This window comes from Burkholderia cepacia, from assembly GCF_029962485.1.
In the GTDB taxonomy this organism is placed as follows: Bacteria; Pseudomonadota; Gammaproteobacteria; order Burkholderiales; family Burkholderiaceae; genus Burkholderia.
Window position 1 is genome coordinate 1,918,128 of sequence record NZ_CP073638.1, and the last position, 21,232, is coordinate 1,939,359.

A 21,232-nucleotide genomic window follows, 5' to 3' on the forward strand; every position below is an offset into this window, starting at 1 on the left:
TTCCCCCATTCAAAGGAAACCGAAACAATGAAGTTCAGATTGATGCTGCCCGCCGCCGTTCTCGCGGCCTTCTCTCCCGCCGGGCAGGCACAGGAAAGCGGTATCGACAGCACGGGCACCACGCTCGCCCCGATCCGCGTCGACGCGCAGAAAGCGCCCGCGCTCACGCAACCGCTCGATACCGGCAGCCATCTCGGCCTGTCGTCGCTCGAAACGCCCGCGAGCGTCGAGCAGATCGATCGCAAGACGCTCGACACGCGCGGCGACAATTCGATCATCGACGCAGTGAGCCGCGCCGCCGGCATCAGCGCGTCGCCGCACCCCGGCAACGGCAACTCGGAGCTCGCCGCGCGCGGCTTCGTCGGTGCGTCGTCGGTCACGCAGCTCTATGACGGCGTGCGCCCGTACGGCGCGATCGGTGTCACGTTCCCGTTCGACACGTGGTCGGTCGACCATATCGACGTGCTGCGCGGCCCGGCTTCGGTGATCTACGGCGAAGGTGCGATCGGCGGCATCGTCAACATCGTGCCGAAGAAGCCGACACGCACGCCGATCCGCAACGAGCTGCAGGTCGGCGGCGGCACCGAGGGCACGGCGCGCGCCGCGTTCGGCAGCGGCGGTGCGATCAACGACAAGCTGTCGTACCGCTTCGACATCAGCGGCAACCGCTCGTCGAACTGGGTCGACCGCGGCGATTCGCGCAACCTGTCAGTCTCCGGCGCGCTGCGCTACGATGTAACGCCCGACCTGTACGTGACGGCGTCGTATGCGCAGGGCTTCATGCACCCGATGCAGTATTTCGGTGTGCCGCTCGTGAACGGCGCGCGCGATCGCGCGCTCGACAAGAAGAACTACAACGTCGGTGACAGCGACATCGCGTTCCGCGACAGCTGGGCCACCGTGTCGGCGAACTGGCAGCCGAGCGACAGCCTGAACGTGACGACCACGCTGTACCGGATGAAGAGCAACCGTCACTGGAAGGACGCCGAGTACTACACGTACCTGCCGTCGAGCGCGCAGGTCCGGCGCAGCAGCTACACGGAAATCTTCCACGACCAGGAACAGTACGGCAACGTGACGACGGCCACCGTGAGCAGCGCGCTGCTCGGCATGCGCAACACGTTCTCGACCGGCTTCGAGTTCAACCACACGACGTTCCAGCACGACAACAACTCGCCGTATTCGGGCACGTCGACGGTCGATCCGTTCAACTTCGACCTGGGCAGTTTCATCAACACGGCCGGCACGTATCCGAAGTACCGCAGCCAGTCGAACCAGTACGCGCTGTTCGCGGAGAACCGGCTCGAGATCACGTCGCGCTGGTCGGTGATCGGCGGGCTGCGCTACGACCACGCAAGCGTGAACCGCGACGATCTCGTCAACGGCGGCGCGTTCACGAAGGTGTTCGCGAATACCGGCTGGCGCATCGGCACCGTGTACGACGTGCGGCCCGGTCTCGCCGTGTATGGCCAGTACTCGGTGTCGGCCGATCCGGTCAGCTCGCTGCTGTCGCTGAATGCGTCGAAGGCGAACTTCACGCTCGCGACCGGCAAGCAGATCGAGATCGGCGTGAAGCAGTCGTTCCTCGACGGCAAGGCGGAATGGACGCTCGCCGCGTACCGGATCGTGAAGAGCAACCTGTTGACGGCCGATCCGGTGAACCCGAACCAGTCGATCCAGGTCGGCCAGCAGTCGTCGCGCGGGCTCGAGGCGACGGTCGGCGCGGAGATCGCGAAGGACTGGCGGGTCGACGCGAACGTGTCGATCCTGCGCGCGAAGTACGACGATTTCCAGCAGTCGTCCGGCGGCACGACGGTGTCGCGCGCGGGCAATGTGCCGGTGTCGGTGCCGCAGCGGCTCGCGAACCTGTGGGTGAGCTGGCGCTTCGCGCCTGACTGGACGGGCATCGCGGGCGTCAAGTACGTCGGCAAGCGCTTCGCCGATACCGCGAACCAGCTCGTAATGCCGTCGTACACGACCGTCGACCTCGGTCTCGCGTGGAAGCCGCGCAAGGACACGACGATCACCGCGCGTGCGTACAACGTGTTCAACCGCCGCTACGTGCAGTCCGCGTACTACAACGAGACGCAGTACCTGCTCGGCAACGACCGGCGGTTCGAGGTGCTGGCGAACTACCGGTTCTGACGGTACTTGCACGGCGGCGCGGCCGGTCAGTCTCCGGCCGCGCCGCCGCAGGCACGCACGCGCACATTACGCGCGCGTGCCCGCCGCCCGCCCCGCCATCCACTTCCGGTAGCGCCGCGTCTGGCACTGCGCGGCCAGTTGCTGCCGCACCAGTGCGCGCAGCGGCGACACCTGCGGGTGCGTGCGCCGCCCTTCGCTGAGCCGCGTGAGCTGGAACTTGACGACGGCCATGTTGGCCAGCGCGCCCAGCGCCTTGTTCTTCCACCGGATCGGCTGCAGCACCGGCGCGCTGTCCTTGCCCGCGCGCCAGTCGCGCGGCAGGTTCGGATCGATCGACAGCGCGGTCGCGATGCCGACCATCGCCACGCCGCTGTTCACCACCTGCTCGGCAACCGCACGGCGCCGGATCCCGCCCGTGACCATCAGCGGCATCTTCGCGACGGCCGTGATGTCGCGCGCGAACTCGAGGAAATACGCTTCACGGGCCAACGTGCGCCCGTCTCGCGCCTCGCCCTGCATCGCCGGCACTTCATAGCTGCCGCCCGACAGCTCGACGAGATCGACGTCAAGCGGATTCAGCAGTTCGACCACGCGCTTCGCGTCGTCCGCGCTGAAGCCGCCGCGCTGGAAATCGGCCGAGTTCAGCTTCACTGCAACGACGAACTCCGGCGACACCGTCGCGCGCACGGCCTTCACGATATCGAGCAGCAGGCGCGCGCGATTCTCGATGCTGCCGCCCCACTGGTCCTGCCGGCGGTTCGTCAGCGGCGACAGGAACTGGCTCAGCAGATAGCCGTGCGCCGCGTGAACCTGCACGCCGGTGAAGCCGCTTCGCTCCGCGAGCTGCGCGGCGCGCACGAAGCGCTGCTGCACGTCGCGGATATCGGCTTCCGTCATTTCCTTCGGCACCGGGAACTGCTTCGACAGCGCGCCGAGCGCGAGCGGCACGGCCGACGGCGCGAGCGTCGTCTGGCCGAGCGCGGCCTGCATCTGGCGCCCCGGATGATTGATCTGCATCCACACGTGCGCGCCGCCCGAGCGCGCGATCTGCGCCCAGCGGCGGAAGCGGTCGAGATGCGTGTCGCTCTCGAGCACGACGCCGTTCGGCCCCGTCATCGCGCGGCCGTCCACCATCACGTTGCCGGTCAGGATCAGGCCGGCCTGGCCGTCGGCCCACGCTTGGTACAGGCGCAGCAATGCGTCGGACGGTGCGTGGTCCGCATCGGCCATGTTCTCTTCCATCGCGGCCTTGGCCAGACGGTTCGGAATCACCGCCCCGTTGGGCAGTGTCAGCGGCGCAAACAGATTCATGGTGGACATCCTCGGTTGACGATGCCCAACGATAACTTTAAAGTCAACTTTAAGGTCAAGCCCTTTTGGAGCACACCATGAAAATCGGCGAACTGGCGAAGGCGAGCGGCCTCGCGGCGTCGCGCATCCGTTTTTACGAAGCGAGCGGGCTGCTCGAACCGGCCCGCCGCCAGGCCAACGGCTATCGGGAATACGGGTCGGAAGCGTTGACGCGGCTCGCGATCATCGACCGCGCGCAGCGCGCGGGCTTCGCGCTCGACGAAATCCGCGCGGTGCTGCCGCCCGATCTCGGCGCGTGGCCGCGCGACGAACTGCTGGTCGCGCTGCGGCACAAGGTCGACGAGATCGCACTGCTCGAACAGCGGCTCGTGCAGAACCGGCAGCAGTTGGAGACACTGATCGACGAGATCGAGAACAAGCCCGAAGGCGAGGATTGCGCGGGCGCCGCGCAACGGATGCTCGACCGCCTCTGCGAGCAGGCCAGCCAGCCGCTCGAATCGGCGCCCGTCGTGCGGCCGGCACGCAAGCGCGCGTGACGGATTGCACCGCGTCACCCATCGATCAACCCGAGCTGCGGCGAGACGAGCCGATGCAAGCGCATCGGCTTCCGCTGCGCACCCTCATGACCCTATCCGCATGACGATCCCCCGTATCAGAGGATTTCTCGTCGCCGCGCTGCTGACGTTCGGCATCGGCAATGCCTTCGCCTCGACCTGCGACGACACGCATTCGTCGATCCGTTGCCCGGACACGTCCGCCCTGCCGGACGACATCGTCGCGCAGTTGCCCGCCGGCTACGAAGCGCTGGATGCCGCGTCGGGGCGCCTGACCGACGGTATACGCAACGGTTATGTCGTCGTCGCGCATCAGCCCGGCGATTCGATGAGCACACCGTCGCTGCGCCCGCTGCTGATCTTCCTGCAGAGCGCGAACGGACGCTACCAACTGGCCGCTCGCAACGACACCGTGATCATGAAAGCCGACGAAGGCGGCATGGGCGATCCGTATCTCGACGGCGTCGCCGAGAACGCGCTCACGGTCGAGCCTCGCACGTTCACCGTCGAGCAGGGCGTATTCGCGGGCCACAACCACTGGCGCGACCGCGTGACGTTTCGCTATGACGTCGCGCACCGCACGTGGGTGTTCCATCGCGAAGTGTTCCGGAACTGGCAATTCAACTACGAGCAGGAGGGCGATGCGCTGAAGGCCGACCCGGTACGCGTCACGCGCGCCAATGCGGCCAAGGCCGTTTCGTTCGAAGCGTGGCGGCCGAGCTACTGGTGCGAATCGAGCGAGCGGCACGACAGCGATCCGGCGTGCCGCAACAAGCATTGACGGCGGCGGCCCGGCAGCAATGCGGCGCGGCTGTCGGGATTTGCTTACGTCGCAGGTAATCGACGCGCGCCGCCCGCGCCGCGATCATGGCTCCATCGACTCACGAACCGCAACGCCACGGAGCCCGCCATGACCGCCTATGCCATCGCCCACCTGCACGACGTCGACCTGTGCGACGACATCGTCGAATACCTCGAACGCATCGACGGCACGCTCGCGCCGTATGACGGCCATTTCGTGATTCACGGCGCGCGGCCGGAGGTGCGCGAAGGCATGTGGCGCGGCGACCTGATCGCGATCGCGTTTCCCGATCTCGACACGGCGCGCGCCTGGTACGAATCGGATGCGTACGGGCAGATCCAGCCGCTGCGTGCACGACACGCGAGCGGCCCGCTGATCCTGATCGACGGCGTCGACGAACGGCACAAGGCGACCGACATCCTGCGCTGAATCGCTCCGCCGGCGATGCGTGCGATGCTTACGACGCCTTCCGCTCCATCGGCTCACCGACGACGAAGCCGCCGCCCTGGAACCGCTGCGCGGGATCGTCGTACTCGGCGGTCGGCGCCGTCACCGGGAACAGCTCGGCGAACTGCTCGGAGCTGTCGCGCGGACGGAAGCCGAGGAAGCCGGCCTTCGTGTTGTCCCACCACTTCACCGGGTTGTCCGACGCGCCGTAGACGATCGCGTGCCCGACGCGATTCGTCAGCAGCGAGCAACGCACGAGCTCGATGAAATCGCGATAGCTGAGGAACGTGACCAGCATGCGCGGATTCTTCGGCACTTCGAACGACGAGCCGATCCGCAGGCACACCGTCTCGATCCCGAAGCGGTCGAAGTAATAGCGCGACAGCGATTCGCCAAAGCACTTCGTCACGCCGTACAGGCTGTCGGGGCGCAACGGCGAATCGGCGTCGAGCACTTCCGTGACCGGATGGAAACCGATCGCATGGTTCGAGCTCGCGAACACGACGCGCTTCACGCCATGCTTGCGCGCGGCTTCGTACAGGTTGTACGTGCCGGTGATGTTCGCGCCGACCAGATCGTCGAACGGCGCGTCGACCGAAATGCCGCCGAGGTGGACGATCGCGTCCACGCCTTCGACGAGCGCCATCACGGCCGGGCGATCGGCCAGGTCGACCACGCGGATTTCTTCATGCGCGGCCGCGTCGTCCAGCGCCGCGATGTCGCTGACGCGCACGACGTCGGCCCAGTCGGCGAGCGCGCCGCGCAACTGGCGGCCGAGGTTGCCGGCCGCGCCCGTCAGCAGCAGGCGCCCGAACGGTTTGCGCGCCGCGGTGGATGAGGCGTTCATCGAATCTCCTTGAATCTGACCAAAATCGGAAAACGTTTTCCAACTATACGCGGTGGCGCGGCCGAACGTCAATGGTCGAACCTGTTCGCAGCCATCCGCACTTTCCCGATATCGGCCAGTGGCCGCGGGCCGGCTTTTTCTGCCACAATCCGGCGTTATCGAACGAAAACGTTACCCTTCCGATGAAAAAAGTTTCCCCGACGATCCGCGACGTGGCCGCGGAAGCCGGCGTGTCGGTCGCGACGGTATCGAAGTACGTGAACGGCACGCAGCGCTTCTCGCCGACCGTCGAGGCGCGGCTCAAGGAGGCCATCGACCGGCTCGGCTACCGTTCGAACCCGCTCGCGCGCTCGATGATCACCGGCCGCACGCGCACGATCGGTCTCGTGATCCTCGACATCAGCAACCCGCACTTCACGAACGTGGTGAAAGGCGCGAACCGCGTCGCGCTGCAGCACGACTACACGCTGCTGCTCGTCGATACGGAAGAGAGTCAGGCGCGCGAACGCTCGCTGATCGAGGCGCTCGCGCAGCGCGTCGACGGGCTGATCGTCAGCACGCGGATGCCCGACGACGAAGCCGGCTGGATGCTCGACCTCAACAAGCCGCTCGTGCTGCTGCGTCGCAGCCCCGGTCTGCCGATTCCGAGCGTCGGCATCGACAACCGGCTGTCGACCTACATGCTCGCGCGTCACCTGCTCAATCTCGGCCATACGCGCATCGCCTATCTCGGCTTCGGCACCGCGCGCGTGAACGACGAGCGGATCCAGGGCGCGCGCGACTGCCTCGCCGAAGCGGGGCTCACGCTCGACGTGCACGACGCGCATGCGCCGACCGCCGAAGCCGGCGAACGCGCGTGCTCGCGCGTGATGCTCGGGCCGCAGCGCCCGCAGGCCGTGATCTGCTACAACGACCTGATCGCGCTCGGCTTCATGAAGGAAGCCGCGTCGCTCGGCTTCCGGCTGCCGCAGGACGTGTCGGTCGCGGGCATCGACAACGTGCCGTACGGCGCATACGCGGCGCCCGCGCTGACGACCGTCGACATCCAGAGCGAGAACATGGGCGAGCTCGCGATGCAAAAGCTGATCGACGCGCTCGCGGGACGCACCGATGCGAGTTATTCGACGTTCGAGCCGCGCTTGATCATGCGCGCGTCGACGGCATCGGCCGGCTGACCACACGCCCTTCCCGAACGCCAAAAGAAAACACGCCGCCCTCGGGCGGCGCGTTCGTTTGCCGGGACGCAATCAGGCGTCGAGTTTCGCGGGCTTCATCTTCGGCGTGAGCACGTGCATCACGGCCAGCGCGATCAGGTAGGCCGACGCGCCGATCGCGAACAGCACCCAGTAGTGGCCCGTGCGCTGCAGCACCTGGCCGATCACTTCCGAGAACAGCACGCCGCCGATCGAGCCGGCCATCCCGCCGATACCGACCACCGACGCGACCGCACGGCGCGGGAACAGGTCGGACGCCGTCGTGAACAGGTTCGCCGACCAGCCCTGGTGCGCGGCGGCGGCGAGGCCGACGATCAGCACCGCGGGCCACAGGCTCTGCACCTGCGACACGAACGCGATCGGCAGCACGCAGCATGCGCAGATCAGCATCGCCGTCTTGCGCGCGCCGTTCACGCTCCAGCCCGCGCGCAGCAACACCGACGACAGCCAGCCGCCACCGATGCTGCCGACCGTCGTCAGCGCGTAGATGCAGACGAGCGGCAGGCCGATGTGCTGCATGTCCATCCCGCGCGACTCGTTGAGCCACTTCGGCAGCCAGAACAGATAGAACCACCACACCGGATCGGTCAGGAACTTGCCGATCAGGAACGCCCACGTTTCGCGCTTGCGGATCAGTTCGCCCCAGCGCGGCGCACCGGCGTTCGCATTCGCGGCATCGAGCGCTTCGGCTTCGTCGCGCGGCTCGTCGTACTCCGCGGCGAGCGCACGCGTGTCGGCCTGGCGATAGAGCACGAGCCACACCACGAGCCACACGAGGCCGATCGCGCCGATGATCACGAACGCCGCGCGCCAGCCGTAGGCCACCGCGATCGCCGGGATGATCGCCGGGGCGAACACCGCGCCGATGTTCGCGCCCGAGTTGAAGATGCCGGTAGCCAGCGCGCGCTCGCGGCGCGGAAACCATTCGGCCGTCGTCTTGATCGCGGCCGGGAAGTTGCCGCCCTCGCCGATCCCGAGCAGCGCGCGCACGAACGCGAAGCCCGTCACCGAGCCGACCGCCGCGTGCAGCATCGCGGCGATGCTCCACACCAGCATCGCCACCGCGTACGACACGCGCGTGCCGAGCCAGTCGACGATCCGCCCGAAGCCGAGCAGGCCGAGCGCATAGAACGCGGAAAACGCCATCACGATGCGGCCGTACTGCACCTGGCTCCAGCCGATGTCGTGCTGGAGCATCGGCGCGAGCAGGCCGAGGATCTGCCGGTCCATGTAGTTGATCACGGTCGCGAAAAACAGCAGCGCACACACGGTCCAGCGGTAGCGGCTGGCGGCTGCGCGCACGGCGCCGACGACGGCAGATTGCATGAATGTCTCCGATGCGCGGCCGCGCCCGTCGCGCCGCACTGTGTTCGTTGACCGGCGACCGGCGCCGGGGCGAACGGCCCGCGCGCTGTCGCACAGGCCCTTTCACCAACCAATCCGGAAAACGTTTTTCAAAGGATAGGGCGTCTGCCGGCGCCCTGTCATTCGGGGATTTCGATGAGTCATCTCAAATTGGCCGCGGCAAAAGAGACGACTGTTTCGCGGATTGGCATTAACCGTTTTTCCCGGATTTTCCCGACACGCGCACGGGAGGGTGGCCGCCGAACCACATGTCCGATTCCAGCCAGAATCGATCGCGGGGATGGTTTACAGTCGCGGCATGCGCCTCGATCCCGACACCTGCTGCGACGCCCTGCTTTCGCGGAACCGCCGCTCGACGGCGGGTTACGACGGGCGTGTATTGCCGCCCCGTCTGCCCGGCGAAGCCGCCGAACGCGCGGAACTTCAGCTTCTACCCGACCGCCGTGGCGCGCGTATGCCGCATTGCATGTGTGGCGCCTTCATGGAGATGTAGCGCGATGACTCCCGCTCACCTGATTCCGAGCCCGCTGGGCGACATCGCCGTGCGCATCGAGGACGATGCGCTGACGGGCCCGTACTTCGTCGGCCAGAAATACTTTCCGGCGGTGGCGATCGTGACCGAAGCGGACGCGCACGCGATGTCGCCAATCGCACGCACGGTCGCGGAAGAAATCGCCGAGTACTTCACCGGCACGCGCGACACGTTCTCGGTGCCGATCCACCTGCGCGGCACGGCGTTTCAGCAACGCGTGTGGAAGGAACTGCTCGCGATTCCGTTCGGCGAACTCGTGTCGTACGGCGACATCACGGAACGCGTCGGGCTGCCGATGAGCGGCGCACGCGCCGTCGGCGGCGCGGTCGGCCGCAATCCGGTATCGATCATCGTGCCGTGCCATCGCGTGGTCGGCGCGTCGGGCAGCCTGACCGGCTATGCGGGCGGCATCGACCGCAAGCGCGCGCTGCTGTCGCTCGAAGGCGCCGAGTTCTCGCGCGGCATCCACCACCCGGTGCAGCAGGCGCTCGCGTTCTGATCAACGGCGCGCGTCACGCGCTCAACACGGGCCGGCGCGCTTCACGCTTCGCATACGCGCCGGGCGTCACGCGGAACTTCGCCTGGAACAGCGCGATGAACGACGACGTCGAGTCGTAGCCCAGTTGCGCGGCCACCGTGCCGATCGGCTCGCCCGCATCGAGCAGTGGCAACGACGCGAGCAGCCGCACGGCCTGCCGCCATTCGGTGAACGACAGCCCCGTGTCCTGCCGGAACAGCCGCGACAGCGTGCGCCGCGTCGCGCCGACCTGATGGCCCCATTCGTCGAGACTGCGCGTATCGCCCGGCGCGGCATGCAACGCACGCGCGATTTTCAGCAGCCGCGGATCGCGCGGTAGCGGCACCGTCAGCGGCGCCGGCTCCATGCGTGCGATCCGGTCGGCGATCAGGCACACGAGCGCGCCGTCCGGCCCCGTCTCGTCGTAATTCACCGGCAACTCGCCCGTCGCGATCACCAGCTCGCGCAGCAGCGGCGTCATGCAGAGGATCGTGCAGTCGTCGTTCACGTCGTCGCGCGCGATCGCCGCGTCGAGATACAGGCTGTGGAACGCGACGCAATCGCGCGTCGACACCGCATGCGGCACGTGCGGCGGAATCCACATCGCATAGTGCGGTGGCAGCAATTGCCGGCCCGACGGCGTCGACACCTCGAGCACGCCGCTCGTCGCATACATCAGCTGGGCCCACGGATGACTGTGCGCATCGACGCTCACGTTGCCGGGGATCCCGAACGCCCGCACGTACAGCGGCCTCGGCAGGCGCGCCATCGGCGGCACCGCGTAAGGGTCACCCGATTGTCCCGCCAGCAACATAAGACGTCCTCCGAAGGTCATTGCACGAACGAGCGCGATGCTACCGTGGCGGCTCTTCTTTCACACGGCTTCCGTTCATGAGCGCTCACACCCGCACCACCCGCAAGACCGTCACCGCGATCCGTTCGACCAAAGGCATCGGCAGCCTCGTGTCGCTGACCGCGTATTCCGCGCCGATGGCGAAGCTCGTCGACGAAGTGGCCGACGTGATCATCGTCGGCGACTCCGTCGGCATGGTGCTGTACGGGATGCCCGATACGTTGCGCGTCACGCTCGACATGATGATTGCACACGGTGCGGCCGTCGTGCGCGGCGCCGCGCAGGCGTGCGTCGTCGTCGACCTGCCGTTCTCGACCTACCAGGAATCGCCTGCGCAGGCCTATCGCTCCGCCGCGCGGCTGCTCGCCGAAACCGGCGCGCAGGCCGTGAAACTCGAAGGCGGCAGCGAGATGGCCGACACGATCCGCTTCCTGACCGAGCGCGGCATTCCGGTGATGTCGCATGTCGGCCTCATGCCGCAGCAGGCCAACGCGACGGGCGGCTTTCGCGCGCAGGGCATGGACTCGCGTTCGGCCGCGCAGGTGTTCGACGCCGCGTGCGCGGCCGAGCGGGCCGGCGCGTTCAGCGTGGTGATCGAAGGCACGGCGGAAGCCCTCGCGCGCCATCTGACCGAAACGCTGACGATCCCGACGATCGGCATCGGCGCGTCGCCGGCATGCGACGGGCAAGTGCTCGTGACCGAGGACATGATCGGCGCGTTCGATGCGTACACGCCGCGCTTCGTGAAGCGCTATGCCGATGCGAATGCAGTGATGCGCGACGCGATCCGCCAGTACGCGCACGACGTGAGGCAGCGCGTGTTTCCGGAGCCCGCGCATTGCTTCGGGTACGGCAAGCCGCTGCAACTCGCGGATGCAGCCGCGGCTGCGTGATGTTTGATGCGTGATGCGTGATGCGTGATGCGTGGCGAACGAAGCGGTCACGTCACGCGCGCTTGCGCATCGCATGCGCGACCCGCGCATTCGCTTCGAATTTCGCGCGATGCGTCGAGAAGAACGTCCGCACGTTGCGGACGTTTGATGCACCCGTGAACAGCCGCCGTGCGAATTCATCGTATTCGGCGACGTCGGCCAGATCGGCCACCACGACGAAATCGGGCCCCGGCGACACGCGGTAGCACTGCGTGACGGCCGGCTCCGCACAGACGTAGGTTTCGAACGCATCGTAGTCTTCCGCCGTCTGGCGATCGAGGCTGATCTCGATCAGCGCGGTGACGGCCGTACCGATCGCGACAGGGTCGAGCACCGCGACCTGCCGACGAATCACGCCGGCTTCCGTCAGCCGCCGCACGCGGCGCATGCAGGTAGGCGGCGACGACAGCGCGCGCTCGGCCAGTTCCAGGTTCGACACCGACGCGTCGTCCTGCAGGATCGCGAGGATGCGCAGGTCGAGATCGTCGAGGGTGATGCCGGCCATCGGCGGCTCCTTCCGGTCATGGAGTGAAATTTAATTTCAACATGATAGACGATCTACCGTTCATTTCACTTTTTCTTGCTTTTTGAAATTTAATTCCATTTCACTGGTTCTACTATCGCTCTCACTGGCCCAGACGGGACATTTACGGAGCGCGATATGTGTGGAATTGTCGGGGCGGTCGCCCAGCGGGACATCCTGCCGAACCTGGTCGACGGCCTGAAGCGGCTCGAATACCGCGGCTACGATTCGTGCGGCGTCGTGGTCTACCGCGACCGTGCGCTGGCGCGCGCCCGCAGCGTCGATCGGGTAGCCAACCTGCAGCGCGAGATCGCCGAACATGCGTTGTCGGGTTACACGGGCATCGCGCATACGCGCTGGGCCACGCACGGTGCACCCGTTACGCTCAACGCACATCCGCACTTCTCGCCGAGTGACGCCAATGCACGCATCGCGCTGTCACATAACGGGATCATCGAGAACTGCGATCAGCTGCGTGCGGAGCTGCAGGCACATGGCTATGTGTTCGCCAGCCAGACCGACAGCGAAGCGATCGCGCATCTGATCGACCACCTGTACGACGGCGATCTGTTCGACGCGGTCCGGCGCGCGGTTGCACGACTGCGCGGCAGCTATGCGATCGCGGTGATGTGCCGCGACGAGCCGCACCGTATCGTCGGTGCGCGCGACGGGATGCCGCTCGTCGTCGGTGTCGGCGAAGGCGAGAATTTCCTGGCGTCCGATGCGATCGCGCTGTCGGGCATCACCGATCGCATCGCGTATCTGGAGAACGGCGATGTCGCCGACATTCAACTGCATCGCTACTGGATCGTCGATGCTGCCGGCCAGCGCGTCGAGCGCGCGGTGCAACGCGTCGCCGCGCATAGCGGCGCGGCCGATCTCGGGTCGTACCGCTACTACATGCAGAAGGAGATCTTCGAGCAGCCGCAGGCCGTGGCCGATACGCTGCTCGATGTTTCGTCGATCATGCCCGAGCTGTTCGGCGACGGCGCGTGGCGCGTGTTCAACGACGTCGATTCGGTGCTGCTGCTCGCGTGCGGCGGCAGTTATCACGCGGCCTTGACCGCGAAGTACTGGATCGAGAGCATCGCGAAGCTGCCCGCGAGCGTGGAAATTGCCAGCGAGTTCCGTTATCGCGACAGCGTGCCGAATCCGCGCACGCTGGTTGTCGCGGTGTCGCAGAGCGGTGAAACAGCCGATGTGCTCGGCGCGGTGCATGTCGCGAAGAAGAGCGGGATGACGCATACGCTCGCGATCTGCAACGTCGCGACGAGTGCGCTGATGCGTGAATGTGCGCTGCAGTTCGTCACGCGTGCGGGGATCGAGATCGGGGTGGCTTCGACGAAAGCGTTCACGACGCAGCTTGTGGCGTTGTTCCTGCTGACGTTGTCACTCGCGCAAGTGCGCGGGCGCTTGAGCGACGACGAGGAAAAGGCGCATCTGCGCGCGCTGCGGCACCTGCCCGATGCGATGTCGAAAGTGCTCGCACTGGAACCGCAAATCATGGCGTGGTCGGAATTGCTCGCGCGACGCGACAACATGCTGTTTCTCGGGCGTGGAATGCATTATCCGATCGCGCTCGAAGGCGCGCTGAAGATGAAGGAGATTTCCTATATTCACGCGGAGGCTTATCCGGCCGGTGAACTGAAGCATGGGCCGCTGGCGCTCGTCAGCAACGAGATGCCGGTGATCGCGGTTGCGCCGAATGACATGCTGCTCGAAAAGCTGCGGTCGAACATGCATGAGGTCAGCGCGCGGAATGGTCGGCTGTTCGTGTTCGCGGATGTGGACTGTGGGCTCGTGCCGAGCGAGGGGATCGAGGTGATTCGGCTCAACGAGTACTACGGGCCGCTGTCGCCCATTTTGCATACGGTGCCGATGCAGTTGCTGGCGTATCACGCGGCGTTGGCGCGGGGGACGGATATCGATAAGCCGCGGAATCTGGCGAAGTCGGTGACGGTGGAGTGAGGGGGGGGCGTTTTCAGCCGGTATGTGTTCGCGAGAAATGAAAGTGTCCCTCAGCCTCGGTTAAAAGCATCCCTATAGGGGAGGCTATTTTCGCGGAGATGACCACCCGACCGAGCAGGGGCCACTATTACATGTCAGTAGGATTTTTCGAAAAATTTGGATCTGTTGCCCCCTCCTCGGCGCTCAAGAATTGTGTCAATTTCTCCCGGGGGGACACTTCTGCACTCCGGCAAGCGATATTTGCTGTGCAAAATCGAACACAAGAAAGAGCGCACATCCGGCTATCTAGACAAGCAATTCCTGTCGGATAATTAGTAACTACTTGAAGCTTCTATGGTCGCACCCTATTATCAGGGCAGCCTCAAAAACACGCGACAAGGTAACTGGTCGCCGAAACGCAAGCGTGAGGTGGCCAAACATACGCCATCTGTCCACACGCCAGATGACCGCGCGATGAAGGTCCTCAGGGTTTCGGTCTGCCCGACCGAGAGGCGCTTTCCGCGCGTGGCTCGGCTCCCATATCGAGCAATAGCTTGTGCGAGGCCTCTTTTTCCATGGCCACCAACCGTTTCTTGACCCCAATTTTCGAATCTAGACCAATGGCGGCACGGTAAGCCTCTATTGCCTCGGTTGGCTTGTTCATCTTTTCTAGCAGCTCGCCCTTAAGGCGATAGCCACCCGCGAGCCACCTGTCGTCCGTCCCGCGCCGAAAGGCGGAAATCGTTGCATCAACAACACCGAACGCCCGCCCAAGTGCCTTGTCGGAGTCGTCCGTCTGGACCAGCTCCCCTGCGGCCCGGATGCGCGTCCACGGGTCGCCTTTGGTTAGGCGGGCAGACATGAATTTCTTTGCGTCGAGAAATTCTCCGGCCGGAGAATATGCGAACCACCCAAGGTCGTGGATTTTCGCAAAGACGCGCTTGAGCTCCCCGTCCTCAGTTTCAAACCTGTATTCCGAACTCCAGCCCGCGACCGGCGTGCATGAGGCCAGCACCCGCTGCTGCGCAACGTCGTGTATCTCGAGGATGAAGCTGTCTTCGTTGGCCGAATTGCAGGTTTGACTCGCGACGTACTGCCCACACGGCGAAATGCTGAAGCCGGCCAGATTCGCGTTGTACACACGCTGGTACACCAGCTTTCCGGATGGGTCGAAAATCATGAGCTTGGCGGAAAGCGCTGAAGTCTGACCCGCGTCGTTCACCCCAAAAACGCCCGTGTCCGAGACGTCAACCGAAAAAGGGCGTTCCAGGGTACCAACCCTGGCCACAATGTCGCCGGTTGAATTATCTCGAAGACTCACAGTTCTTTGTCGCTTCTGCGATGCATCGGGGCCCGGGTCCCAATATCCGACAGACCAATGCTTGTTGGGCGAGTGATGCGCGAGACCGAAATCCATCATGTCGTCAATTTTTGATGGAAGCCGGATACGCTTACGAGCCGACTCAGCAACCACCGTGTCTGCAGCGTTGGCGGTCGCTGACGCGGTAGCCGTCGGCCGGGGTGCTGCCGTAGGTGCGTTCCGAGGTTTTCGCCCCAAGAAACCGAAGACTCTTTTTAAGAGCGTCATGCCACGCCCTCCCGTACGAGACGGTCCCGATTGTCACGCGCATTACGAGGCTCCCTCGGCTCCCGCCTTCCAGAGACCCTGAGTTATGGCTCCGTATCCTTTGTCCACCGAACCGCAAATTGGTCTTGCGTAAACCGAGTTGGCGACATGAAGTCAAGCAATGAATGACCGCTTCGGTTATCGAACACATCGAGCATCACATGCCGTACGGGGTCAGCATGCTTGCTTCGGCAAGCTATTTCGCAAAGCCACCAAAACGTCGTCGTGCAGGTCGCTGCCGTCAATCCGAACAGCAGCATTGTTTGCGATGAGCACCGCGGTGCGCAAATCCCCTCGCGCCACACGGAACTGGAGTTTTTCAAGTACGTGTTTCCTGCCTGCAATGAGCTCTTTGCAGGCAGACCGCACATCTTCCTCTCCTTTCAGCATCACCTTCGCGCGGACACTTTTGTCGATGTGGAGCGCCCCCAATTGGATGGAATCAATGACAACGCGGCTGCCGAAATGCTCCTGAAAAACATTCGCCCAAGTCATCACGTCTACCATCAACGGAGCGATGGAGAGAGCAAAATCCGCAGTCTCCAAGAGCTGGCTTACAAGGCTCTGAGTTGACCGAGGAGCATCCACGAGCTCTAATCCGGGCCACTCCGGTGCGGCCCGAAAAGAGGTCTGGTGAAACTCCAGACGATTAAACGTCAGCGCTTTACCAAACGGGTCCGAGATGGTCTCTTCGTACTCGTAACGCTCAACGTACCGCGCCTCTAGGAAATCGTCGCGCACCCTATCCAAGATGAAACCGCTCGACTCATCATCCGAAAATGAGCGTTGTCGAATCTGCTTGGCAAGCGTTCGGACCGGCATCGGCCAATCGGCTTGCAACCATCGATAGCGGCTCATTCCTCCGTTACCTCAGTGGCGGCGACTGGCGTCCGTTTTGCCCCCATGTCGAGCAATATCGTGCGGGCCGCGGATTCGACGAGCTGATAGAGGCTTTCCCGTTCACCATCGTCAACAGGGCGAGCCGTTTTTGTGTACTCACCTTCTTGGAAGCGGTACACCCCCTTAACGGAATACTTAAAGTTCTTGCCATTCTCGCCATCCTCAAACTCGGCATGTAGATGAGGGATGTCATAGGGAATGGTCGTTTGCCGAGTTTTCCACGTAATCGACGTGATGTAGAACCCTCGCTCCTTTAGCGACAGGTATTCCTTTGAAGCTATCAGATTCTCACCGCTCAGAGCCATGCTCCGTACAATAACTAGCAGTTTCTCACTTGCTTCCGCTCGGATGTCTTCGTCGAGGTCGTCTTCATCGAGGTCCTCGTCGGGGCGCAAACTTGGGGCAATTTTTAAGTTGGTCACTCCGTAGAGTCTATGGCCTGGTAGTTCGGAAATCAGGCGTATAAAGAACGTGGTGCGCTCATCCGCCGTGAAGTCGGCGTCAAGCTCAATCGCCTCTCGCGTTATGGGAGTGCGGCGACGACTTTCGATGCGACCGGTGATGTCCTCAACAATGCGCTTCGACTTTTCCGACGCAGGTAGGCGAACGATGGTCTTTCCGCCTTGCTGGAAGAACTCAATAGTTGCGTCTTGGCGCTGACGCTGGATTAGGCGCGTCCGCGAATAATCCATGTCGTCGTACTCGACGTTCATTACCAAGCCGTCCGTGCCCTTCGAGTGGGAGACAACCCTCTCGCTGGCCCCAACTTCGTCCTTGTACTCACGGACGACGGCCTTTAGCTCGTCAATCGGAATATTCGCGTCGAGCGTAACCGAAGTAGTCTTTTCAGCCCGCCGGGAAGTCTCCCGCCGCCCCATAATCTCCCGAAGTTCGTTCAGCGTGAACGGCAACTCTGAAATGGCTTCCACCAAATCTTCGCGGGTATCGTGCGGCGAAAAAAAGATGCCACGCTCGCGAGCAATTTCTCGGAGAACCCCTTCCGTTAAGCTACGCTTTGCGCATGCAAGCAGGTCGAATATATCCTTGTCTGTCGCATAGAACTGCGTATCATCAGGCATAGTCCATCCCCAATTCAATGTCCGAGAAGCGCGTCAATACTTGGGACATCCGCTTGTATTGAATCTGCTTGATTCTCACCGCCAATGGCGAGCCAGTCGATACATCCGAAAGGCCATCGATGTACATTTGCTGCGCTTTTTGAAACATCGGCTGCGCAACAGGAGATGCATCGAGAAGCTTTATCTCGATATCGATGCCTTCTTTGAGCAATTGGAGGCTACGCAGATAGTCGAACAGGTACGAAAACTCCTCCGCTGACTCGCCTTTACCGCGATAGAAGAGCACGAGTCCTCGGTGCTCGGGATGGTCGGGGCGGTCATACTCGAGCACGATGAGCCGCGACGTAAGCATCTCAAGCGTCGCCGCCTTGGCATGCTCCAACTCCAAATTTTTCCGTCGGACGAGTTGGGGATAGAAGTATCGACAATGCGCGGGGTCGGGCAGCGGAACTCCGCCGGTACGTCGACCACGCATCTGGACGATTTCATAGCGGACATTATCGAGCCAGAAGATGTCCTCCGGCCCGAGAACGACGAGCCGCGAGCCCCTCGGCAAGTCGAGTTGTGCATTCTTCAAACCCTTCAGATGCTGCCTGAAGTCTTTATCATACTCACCATCATGGTTGTATACAAACAGTAGACCACAAATCGAGGGAGTTACGTTTGGGTGGATGTACAGTTCCCGCCACTCGTCACTCACCTCTGCGCACGAGACCTGTTTAGACAAGCTCTCGAGTGCACCTTTAATTGCCGAAGCCGTGATTGAAGACTTAGCGTAGCTTTTAAGGTCGCAGTTTACATAGACGCGGTCCCGCGAGTACGGGTCGTCATAGTAGAAGACCACGTCTGACGGGTGGGTAGCCAGGTCGTGCAACTCCTTCTTTTCACAGCTCCAATTTTTGTTCATTGGGCCAGTGATATTCCAGAAGAACTCTGCGAAAAGTTCATTCGAAAGTCGTTCTGCCATAGCGGCAATGTTGGCCGTCTCAGCCATTCAATCCGGTCTCCTTTTTTTGGCCCGGCATACCGTCTACTGAGCCAAATACGCTAACTGCAAGTCACGCCAATTATCCAAGCCTACGTCCGGAGGAAGACATTGACGTTGCTATCCAGCCTCATGCAGGTTCCCCGTGAATCTTACAAGCGCAAGCACCACCGAGCAGAAACCTTAAAGAGACCGAGTTCTAAGAATATCCCATTAGCCGCAAAAGCGAAATGAACTGCATATAAACAGCCCGTGAGTTTGGCCGGTAGTCAATCAACGCTCAACCGCGGTAGTTCGCCTACACCAGACTCAGACCGCTGCAGATGGAAGACACAGCCGTCGGCATATTCAGCGAGCTACAAGCGGTTTCCTCGCATAGACTACCGCTCGCCGGATAGTGGGGGCCGCACAAAGGCTCTCAGCAGTTCAGTCCGCATTTCCTTCATTGACGACCTCTAGAAAGCCGGGGATTCGATTGCCTCTGTGCGTTGCGTCCTCACGCGGAGGCGGGCCGCCTCTGAGAACAGCGCGCGACAGCAATTGGTTCTGTGCAAGACATGATGTCTCGGGAATCATAATGCAGTCCGGGCAGGCCCCGCCGGCCGTGTCACAGAGGCGGCCCGAATTGCAGCGATGCGTGGACGGCTCGAGCAAGCGAGACAGAAACCGGTTGTTCTCGTTACGCCACAGCGACGAAAGGTTGCCGAGGTCCATGGTCGTACCGTTTCGGTAGACGACGAACGCCAGGTCCAAAGGAAAGAGATACTCTCCCATCGAGCCCAGGTCCAGACCAGAGAGCTCAGCCACGCTCTTCATCATGGAGTGAGCGTAGGTATGGAGCAAGGTGTAGACGTAGCGATAGGTAGCTGCATCATCCTCCTTGAGCAACGAGAAGTACCGCCCAAAAGGCTGCGCGACCTCCACAATCTTTCCCCCCAGCTTGACCGTGCCGCTCTCGTCCCAGTCTGGCAGGTCAACGACGCCGACGGCCTGCAGCCACCTGTAAACCGAGCGAGAGTCGAGGCGCACATACAACGCTTCGTTGGCTTGCGTTACGACGTAGATGGGTCGTTTGCCGTTACGCAGCGGGTCGAACAGGCGCAAGCGCACGGGCATCAATTGGTTCCGCTTCTCCAAGGTCGGCGTCGCGCTAACTCGCGTATAGCCGTGCGTGAAGCGACACAGGTCAAACTCTCGAATCAGGCCCAGGTCGGCGATGCCGAGCTTTGTCATCAAATGCTGGGTCTGCGCTTCCTGCTCTGCCTTAACGCTGGCGTCTTTGGGTGCGAGGTCGTTGTCGAGATGGTTAAAGCGCACGAACTTAGCCCGACCGCCGTCAGGCACAGCGGAGAGCTTGCCCCGGTTGAGTGCCTCATGCTCTACTGTCAGAACGAAGGGGTCGAAGCGGCTTGTGTACTCACTGCGAGCGGCCAGCTGTGCGTTGATTCCTGGCGGCAGGACGACACGCGGTGGTACGAGCGGAGGGTCGCTTGTAGTCCACCGGTCGATGAGCTTCTTGAGTTCCTTTTCAGCCATCTCCTGTGGGCCCTTGTCGCCCATTCCCCGGGCTAGGTCACAGATGCGCGAAAGGTTTTCGTATGTCTCCCACTCGCCGGTTTTCCCGCCCGCCAGCAGCGCTGCTTTCATCTCGTCAGTGGTTAGTTCACCGCCCTCAAACCGAAACTGCTTGCCGATAAATGCGGCGAGCTCCGACTGTCGTTGCGGTTCGAGCATCTCCAGCAAATGGTGCTCGGACTCCGAAAACAGGACGAACTGCTCGGATTGAGCGTAGTAGGCGGAAGAGGCTCGGTACGAGATGGGCTCCATACGACGCTCGCTCACGCGCTTGTTGGCCGTGTCCCTGAACACCTCCGTCGTAAACTCGTCGTTCTGCCGCCACTCATCAGAACCTTTATGCCCACAGGTCGGATTGGCGCAGTAGAAGTGCCACTGACCGATGCGCGGCGAATCGGTATTCAGCTTGAAGTCACTTTTGCCACATACGCTGCACTCTTCGCCGAAAAGCCGCAGGTCCTTCTTGCGGTCATCCCACTCCCATCGACCAGGAGTCGCTGGCATCCACTCGCCCGACCAGTGCACGAAGATGACGTCCAGTTGACGCCACTGGCACAGGCCCTTCCCGTCAGCCGCGGTGCACTGCGTTTTGCGTAGACGGGTGATGTTCTGCGCCAAGTCGTGCGCTGATTCGAAGCGCCTGAAGAGTCGGCACTTGTTGCACACGAAAGTCAGCGGCGCCGGGGCATATCCCATGCGTAGCGGGCTCAGGAACGATAGCCGGTCTGCGCCCAGAGGCACAACGGTAGCGCCGCCGAGAAGCGCCTCATCCAAGCACTGGCGGGGGTCGATTTGCCGGTTTCCGACGCCCACCGCGTAAGACCGCGTAAACCAACTCTGCCAGACCTCCTGAAGTCGCAGAATGATTTGTGCCTTCGTGGTCGCGTGAATCGGAGCATCGTCGACCATTGCCGAGAAGTCCGGCAAGGAAATGCACGCGCCGAGACCGCCCTCAAAGGTGAAGAAGGCACCGGGCGCGTAAGCAGAACCGAGCTGCCCACGGGACCGCGCCATCGTCGGAGCGCTGAGCGTCTTTTCTTCGCCCTCGGTGTCCAAGAAACCCTTGCGAGTTGCCAT

Annotated in this window: 18 protein-coding genes and 1 pseudogene; 9 read left to right on the plus strand and 10 right to left on the minus strand. The window is 63.0% G+C overall.

Annotation, left to right across the window (positions count from 1 at the left end; translation table 11 throughout):
- Nucleotides 1-27 precede the first annotated feature (27 nt).
- Nucleotides 28-2,145 carry a TonB-dependent receptor gene (locus KEC55_RS24980; protein WP_282507809.1) on the plus strand — a complete coding sequence of 706 codons (2,118 nt, stop codon included), beginning with the start codon at nt 28-30 and terminating at the stop codon, nt 2,143-2,145.
- 66 nt (nt 2,146-2,211) lie between these two features.
- On the opposite strand, the gene KEC55_RS24985 is transcribed toward KEC55_RS24980, so the two are convergent.
- Nucleotides 2,212-3,456, minus strand: a complete 1,245-nt coding sequence (locus tag KEC55_RS24985) for an NADH:flavin oxidoreductase/NADH oxidase family protein (protein WP_282507810.1) — start codon at nt 3,454-3,456, stop codon at nt 2,212-2,214.
- Between the two features lie 77 nt (nt 3,457-3,533).
- On the opposite strand from KEC55_RS24985, the gene KEC55_RS24990 reads away from it, so the two are divergent.
- The 3 genes from KEC55_RS24990 (at nt 3,534) to KEC55_RS25000 (ending at nt 5,241) form a co-directional block, all read left to right on the plus strand.
- Nucleotides 3,534-3,992, plus strand: a complete 459-nt coding sequence (locus KEC55_RS24990) for a MerR family transcriptional regulator (protein ID WP_282507811.1) — start codon at nt 3,534-3,536, stop codon at nt 3,990-3,992.
- A gap of 100 nt (nt 3,993-4,092) precedes the next feature.
- Nucleotides 4,093-4,791, plus strand: a complete 699-nt coding sequence (locus KEC55_RS24995; RefSeq protein WP_282507812.1) for a hypothetical protein — start codon at nt 4,093-4,095, stop codon at nt 4,789-4,791.
- Nucleotides 4,792-4,920: 129 nt separating this feature from the next.
- Complete coding sequence (locus KEC55_RS25000; protein WP_282507813.1) at nt 4,921-5,241, plus strand: DUF1330 domain-containing protein; 321 nt, start codon at nt 4,921-4,923, stop codon at nt 5,239-5,241.
- Between the two features lie 28 nt (nt 5,242-5,269).
- Here KEC55_RS25000 and KEC55_RS25005 read toward each other — a convergent pair whose 3' ends face one another.
- Nucleotides 5,270-6,106: an NAD-dependent epimerase/dehydratase family protein gene (locus tag KEC55_RS25005; protein WP_176051716.1), complete on the minus strand. Its 837-nt coding sequence runs from the start codon at nt 6,104-6,106 to the stop codon at nt 5,270-5,272.
- Nucleotides 6,107-6,177: 71 nt separating this feature from the next.
- Between KEC55_RS25005 and KEC55_RS25010 the strand changes: the two genes are divergently transcribed.
- The gene (locus tag KEC55_RS25010) at nt 6,178-7,281 is read left to right on the plus strand and encodes a LacI family DNA-binding transcriptional regulator (RefSeq protein ID WP_282507814.1); all 1,104 of its coding nucleotides are present in this window, start codon (nt 6,178-6,180) and stop codon (nt 7,279-7,281) included.
- A 72-nt stretch (nt 7,282-7,353) separates the two neighbouring features.
- On the opposite strand, the gene KEC55_RS25015 is transcribed toward KEC55_RS25010, so the two are convergent.
- The gene (locus KEC55_RS25015; RefSeq protein WP_282507815.1) at nt 7,354-8,646 is read right to left on the minus strand and encodes an MFS transporter; all 1,293 of its coding nucleotides are present in this window, start codon (nt 8,644-8,646) and stop codon (nt 7,354-7,356) included.
- A 287-nt stretch (nt 8,647-8,933) separates the two neighbouring features.
- Here KEC55_RS25015 and KEC55_RS25020 point away from each other — a divergent pair.
- Both KEC55_RS25020 and KEC55_RS25025 read left to right on the plus strand, forming a co-directional pair.
- Nucleotides 8,934-9,092 (plus strand): annotated as a pseudogene (locus KEC55_RS25020) (hypothetical protein); the annotation flags it as partial.
- Between the two features lie 90 nt (nt 9,093-9,182).
- Nucleotides 9,183-9,716: a methylated-DNA--[protein]-cysteine S-methyltransferase gene (locus tag KEC55_RS25025; RefSeq protein ID WP_282511422.1), complete on the plus strand. Its 534-nt coding sequence runs from the start codon at nt 9,183-9,185 to the stop codon at nt 9,714-9,716.
- 13 nt (nt 9,717-9,729) lie between these two features.
- Here the strand turns inward: KEC55_RS25025 and KEC55_RS25030 are convergent, their stop codons facing one another.
- The gene (locus KEC55_RS25030) at nt 9,730-10,548 is read right to left on the minus strand and encodes an AraC family transcriptional regulator (RefSeq protein WP_282507816.1); all 819 of its coding nucleotides are present in this window, start codon (nt 10,546-10,548) and stop codon (nt 9,730-9,732) included.
- Nucleotides 10,549-10,625: 77 nt separating this feature from the next.
- Between KEC55_RS25030 and panB the strand changes: the two genes are divergently transcribed.
- Nucleotides 10,626-11,480 (plus strand): 3-methyl-2-oxobutanoate hydroxymethyltransferase, encoded by an 855-nt coding sequence (gene panB, locus KEC55_RS25035; RefSeq protein ID WP_282507817.1) that lies wholly within the window; start codon nt 10,626-10,628, stop codon nt 11,478-11,480.
- A 52-nt stretch (nt 11,481-11,532) separates the two neighbouring features.
- Here the strand turns inward: panB and KEC55_RS25040 are convergent, their stop codons facing one another.
- Nucleotides 11,533-12,024 carry an Lrp/AsnC family transcriptional regulator gene (locus KEC55_RS25040; RefSeq protein ID WP_175845666.1) on the minus strand — a complete coding sequence of 164 codons (492 nt, stop codon included), beginning with the start codon at nt 12,022-12,024 and terminating at the stop codon, nt 11,533-11,535.
- Between the two features lie 156 nt (nt 12,025-12,180).
- Between KEC55_RS25040 and glmS the strand changes: the two genes are divergently transcribed.
- On the plus strand, nt 12,181-14,010 hold the full coding sequence (gene glmS / locus KEC55_RS25045) for a glutamine--fructose-6-phosphate transaminase (isomerizing) (RefSeq protein ID WP_282507818.1): 1,830 nt from the start codon (nt 12,181-12,183) through the stop codon (nt 14,008-14,010).
- A gap of 463 nt (nt 14,011-14,473) precedes the next feature.
- Here the strand turns inward: glmS and KEC55_RS25050 are convergent, their stop codons facing one another.
- The 5 genes from KEC55_RS25050 to KEC55_RS25070 form a co-directional block, all read right to left on the minus strand.
- Nucleotides 14,474-15,577, minus strand: coding sequence for a hypothetical protein (locus KEC55_RS25050; protein WP_282507819.1), 1,104 nt, complete (start codon nt 15,575-15,577; stop codon nt 14,474-14,476).
- Nucleotides 15,578-15,790: 213 nt separating this feature from the next.
- Nucleotides 15,791-16,474, minus strand: coding sequence for a hypothetical protein (locus tag KEC55_RS25055; protein ID WP_282507820.1), 684 nt, complete (start codon nt 16,472-16,474; stop codon nt 15,791-15,793).
- Complete coding sequence (locus KEC55_RS25060) at nt 16,471-17,595, minus strand: hypothetical protein (protein ID WP_282507821.1); 1,125 nt, start codon at nt 17,593-17,595, stop codon at nt 16,471-16,473. The genes KEC55_RS25055 and KEC55_RS25060 overlap by 4 nt, the downstream gene beginning before the upstream one ends.
- A complete protein-coding gene (locus tag KEC55_RS25065; protein ID WP_282507822.1) occupies nt 17,588-18,589 on the minus strand; it encodes a hypothetical protein in 1,002 nt (333 codons plus the stop codon). The genes KEC55_RS25060 and KEC55_RS25065 overlap by 8 nt, the downstream gene beginning before the upstream one ends.
- Nucleotides 18,590-19,006: 417 nt before the next feature.
- Nucleotides 19,007-21,232 carry a hypothetical protein gene (locus KEC55_RS25070; protein WP_282507823.1) on the minus strand — a complete coding sequence of 742 codons (2,226 nt, stop codon included), beginning with the start codon at nt 21,230-21,232 and terminating at the stop codon, nt 19,007-19,009.

What these genes read in the sequence shown, in the direction of transcription:
- KEC55_RS24980 (WP_282507809.1), top strand. Translation starts at nt 28, where the DNA reads ATGAAGTTCAGATTGATGCTGCCCGCCGCCGTTCTCGCGGCCTTCTCT.
- KEC55_RS25065 (WP_282507822.1), bottom strand. Translation starts at nt 18,589, where the DNA reads ATGGCTGAGACGGCCAACATTGCCGCTATGGCAGAACGACTTTCGAAT.
- KEC55_RS25015 (WP_282507815.1), bottom strand. Translation starts at nt 8,646, where the DNA reads ATGCAATCTGCCGTCGTCGGCGCCGTGCGCGCAGCCGCCAGCCGCTAC.
- KEC55_RS25010 (WP_282507814.1), top strand. Translation starts at nt 6,178, where the DNA reads ATGGTCGAACCTGTTCGCAGCCATCCGCACTTTCCCGATATCGGCCAG.
- KEC55_RS24990 (WP_282507811.1), top strand. Translation starts at nt 3,534, where the DNA reads ATGAAAATCGGCGAACTGGCGAAGGCGAGCGGCCTCGCGGCGTCGCGC.
- KEC55_RS25000 (WP_282507813.1), top strand. Translation starts at nt 4,921, where the DNA reads ATGACCGCCTATGCCATCGCCCACCTGCACGACGTCGACCTGTGCGAC.
- KEC55_RS24985 (WP_282507810.1), bottom strand. Translation starts at nt 3,456, where the DNA reads ATGAATCTGTTTGCGCCGCTGACACTGCCCAACGGGGCGGTGATTCCG.
- KEC55_RS25060 (WP_282507821.1), bottom strand. Translation starts at nt 17,595, where the DNA reads ATGCCTGATGATACGCAGTTCTATGCGACAGACAAGGATATATTCGAC.
- panB (WP_282507817.1), top strand. Translation starts at nt 10,626, where the DNA reads ATGAGCGCTCACACCCGCACCACCCGCAAGACCGTCACCGCGATCCGT.
- KEC55_RS25050 (WP_282507819.1), bottom strand. Translation starts at nt 15,577, where the DNA reads ATGACGCTCTTAAAAAGAGTCTTCGGTTTCTTGGGGCGAAAACCTCGG.
- KEC55_RS25055 (WP_282507820.1), bottom strand. Translation starts at nt 16,474, where the DNA reads ATGAGCCGCTATCGATGGTTGCAAGCCGATTGGCCGATGCCGGTCCGA.
- KEC55_RS25070 (WP_282507823.1), bottom strand. Translation starts at nt 21,232, where the DNA reads ATGGCAACTCGCAAGGGTTTCTTGGACACCGAGGGCGAAGAAAAGACG.
- KEC55_RS25025 (WP_282511422.1), top strand. Translation starts at nt 9,183, where the DNA reads ATGACTCCCGCTCACCTGATTCCGAGCCCGCTGGGCGACATCGCCGTG.
- KEC55_RS25005 (WP_176051716.1), bottom strand. Translation starts at nt 6,106, where the DNA reads ATGAACGCCTCATCCACCGCGGCGCGCAAACCGTTCGGGCGCCTGCTG.
- glmS (WP_282507818.1), top strand. Translation starts at nt 12,181, where the DNA reads ATGTGTGGAATTGTCGGGGCGGTCGCCCAGCGGGACATCCTGCCGAAC.
- KEC55_RS25040 (WP_175845666.1), bottom strand. Translation starts at nt 12,024, where the DNA reads ATGGCCGGCATCACCCTCGACGATCTCGACCTGCGCATCCTCGCGATC.
- KEC55_RS25030 (WP_282507816.1), bottom strand. Translation starts at nt 10,548, where the DNA reads ATGTTGCTGGCGGGACAATCGGGTGACCCTTACGCGGTGCCGCCGATG.
- KEC55_RS24995 (WP_282507812.1), top strand. Translation starts at nt 4,093, where the DNA reads ATGACGATCCCCCGTATCAGAGGATTTCTCGTCGCCGCGCTGCTGACG.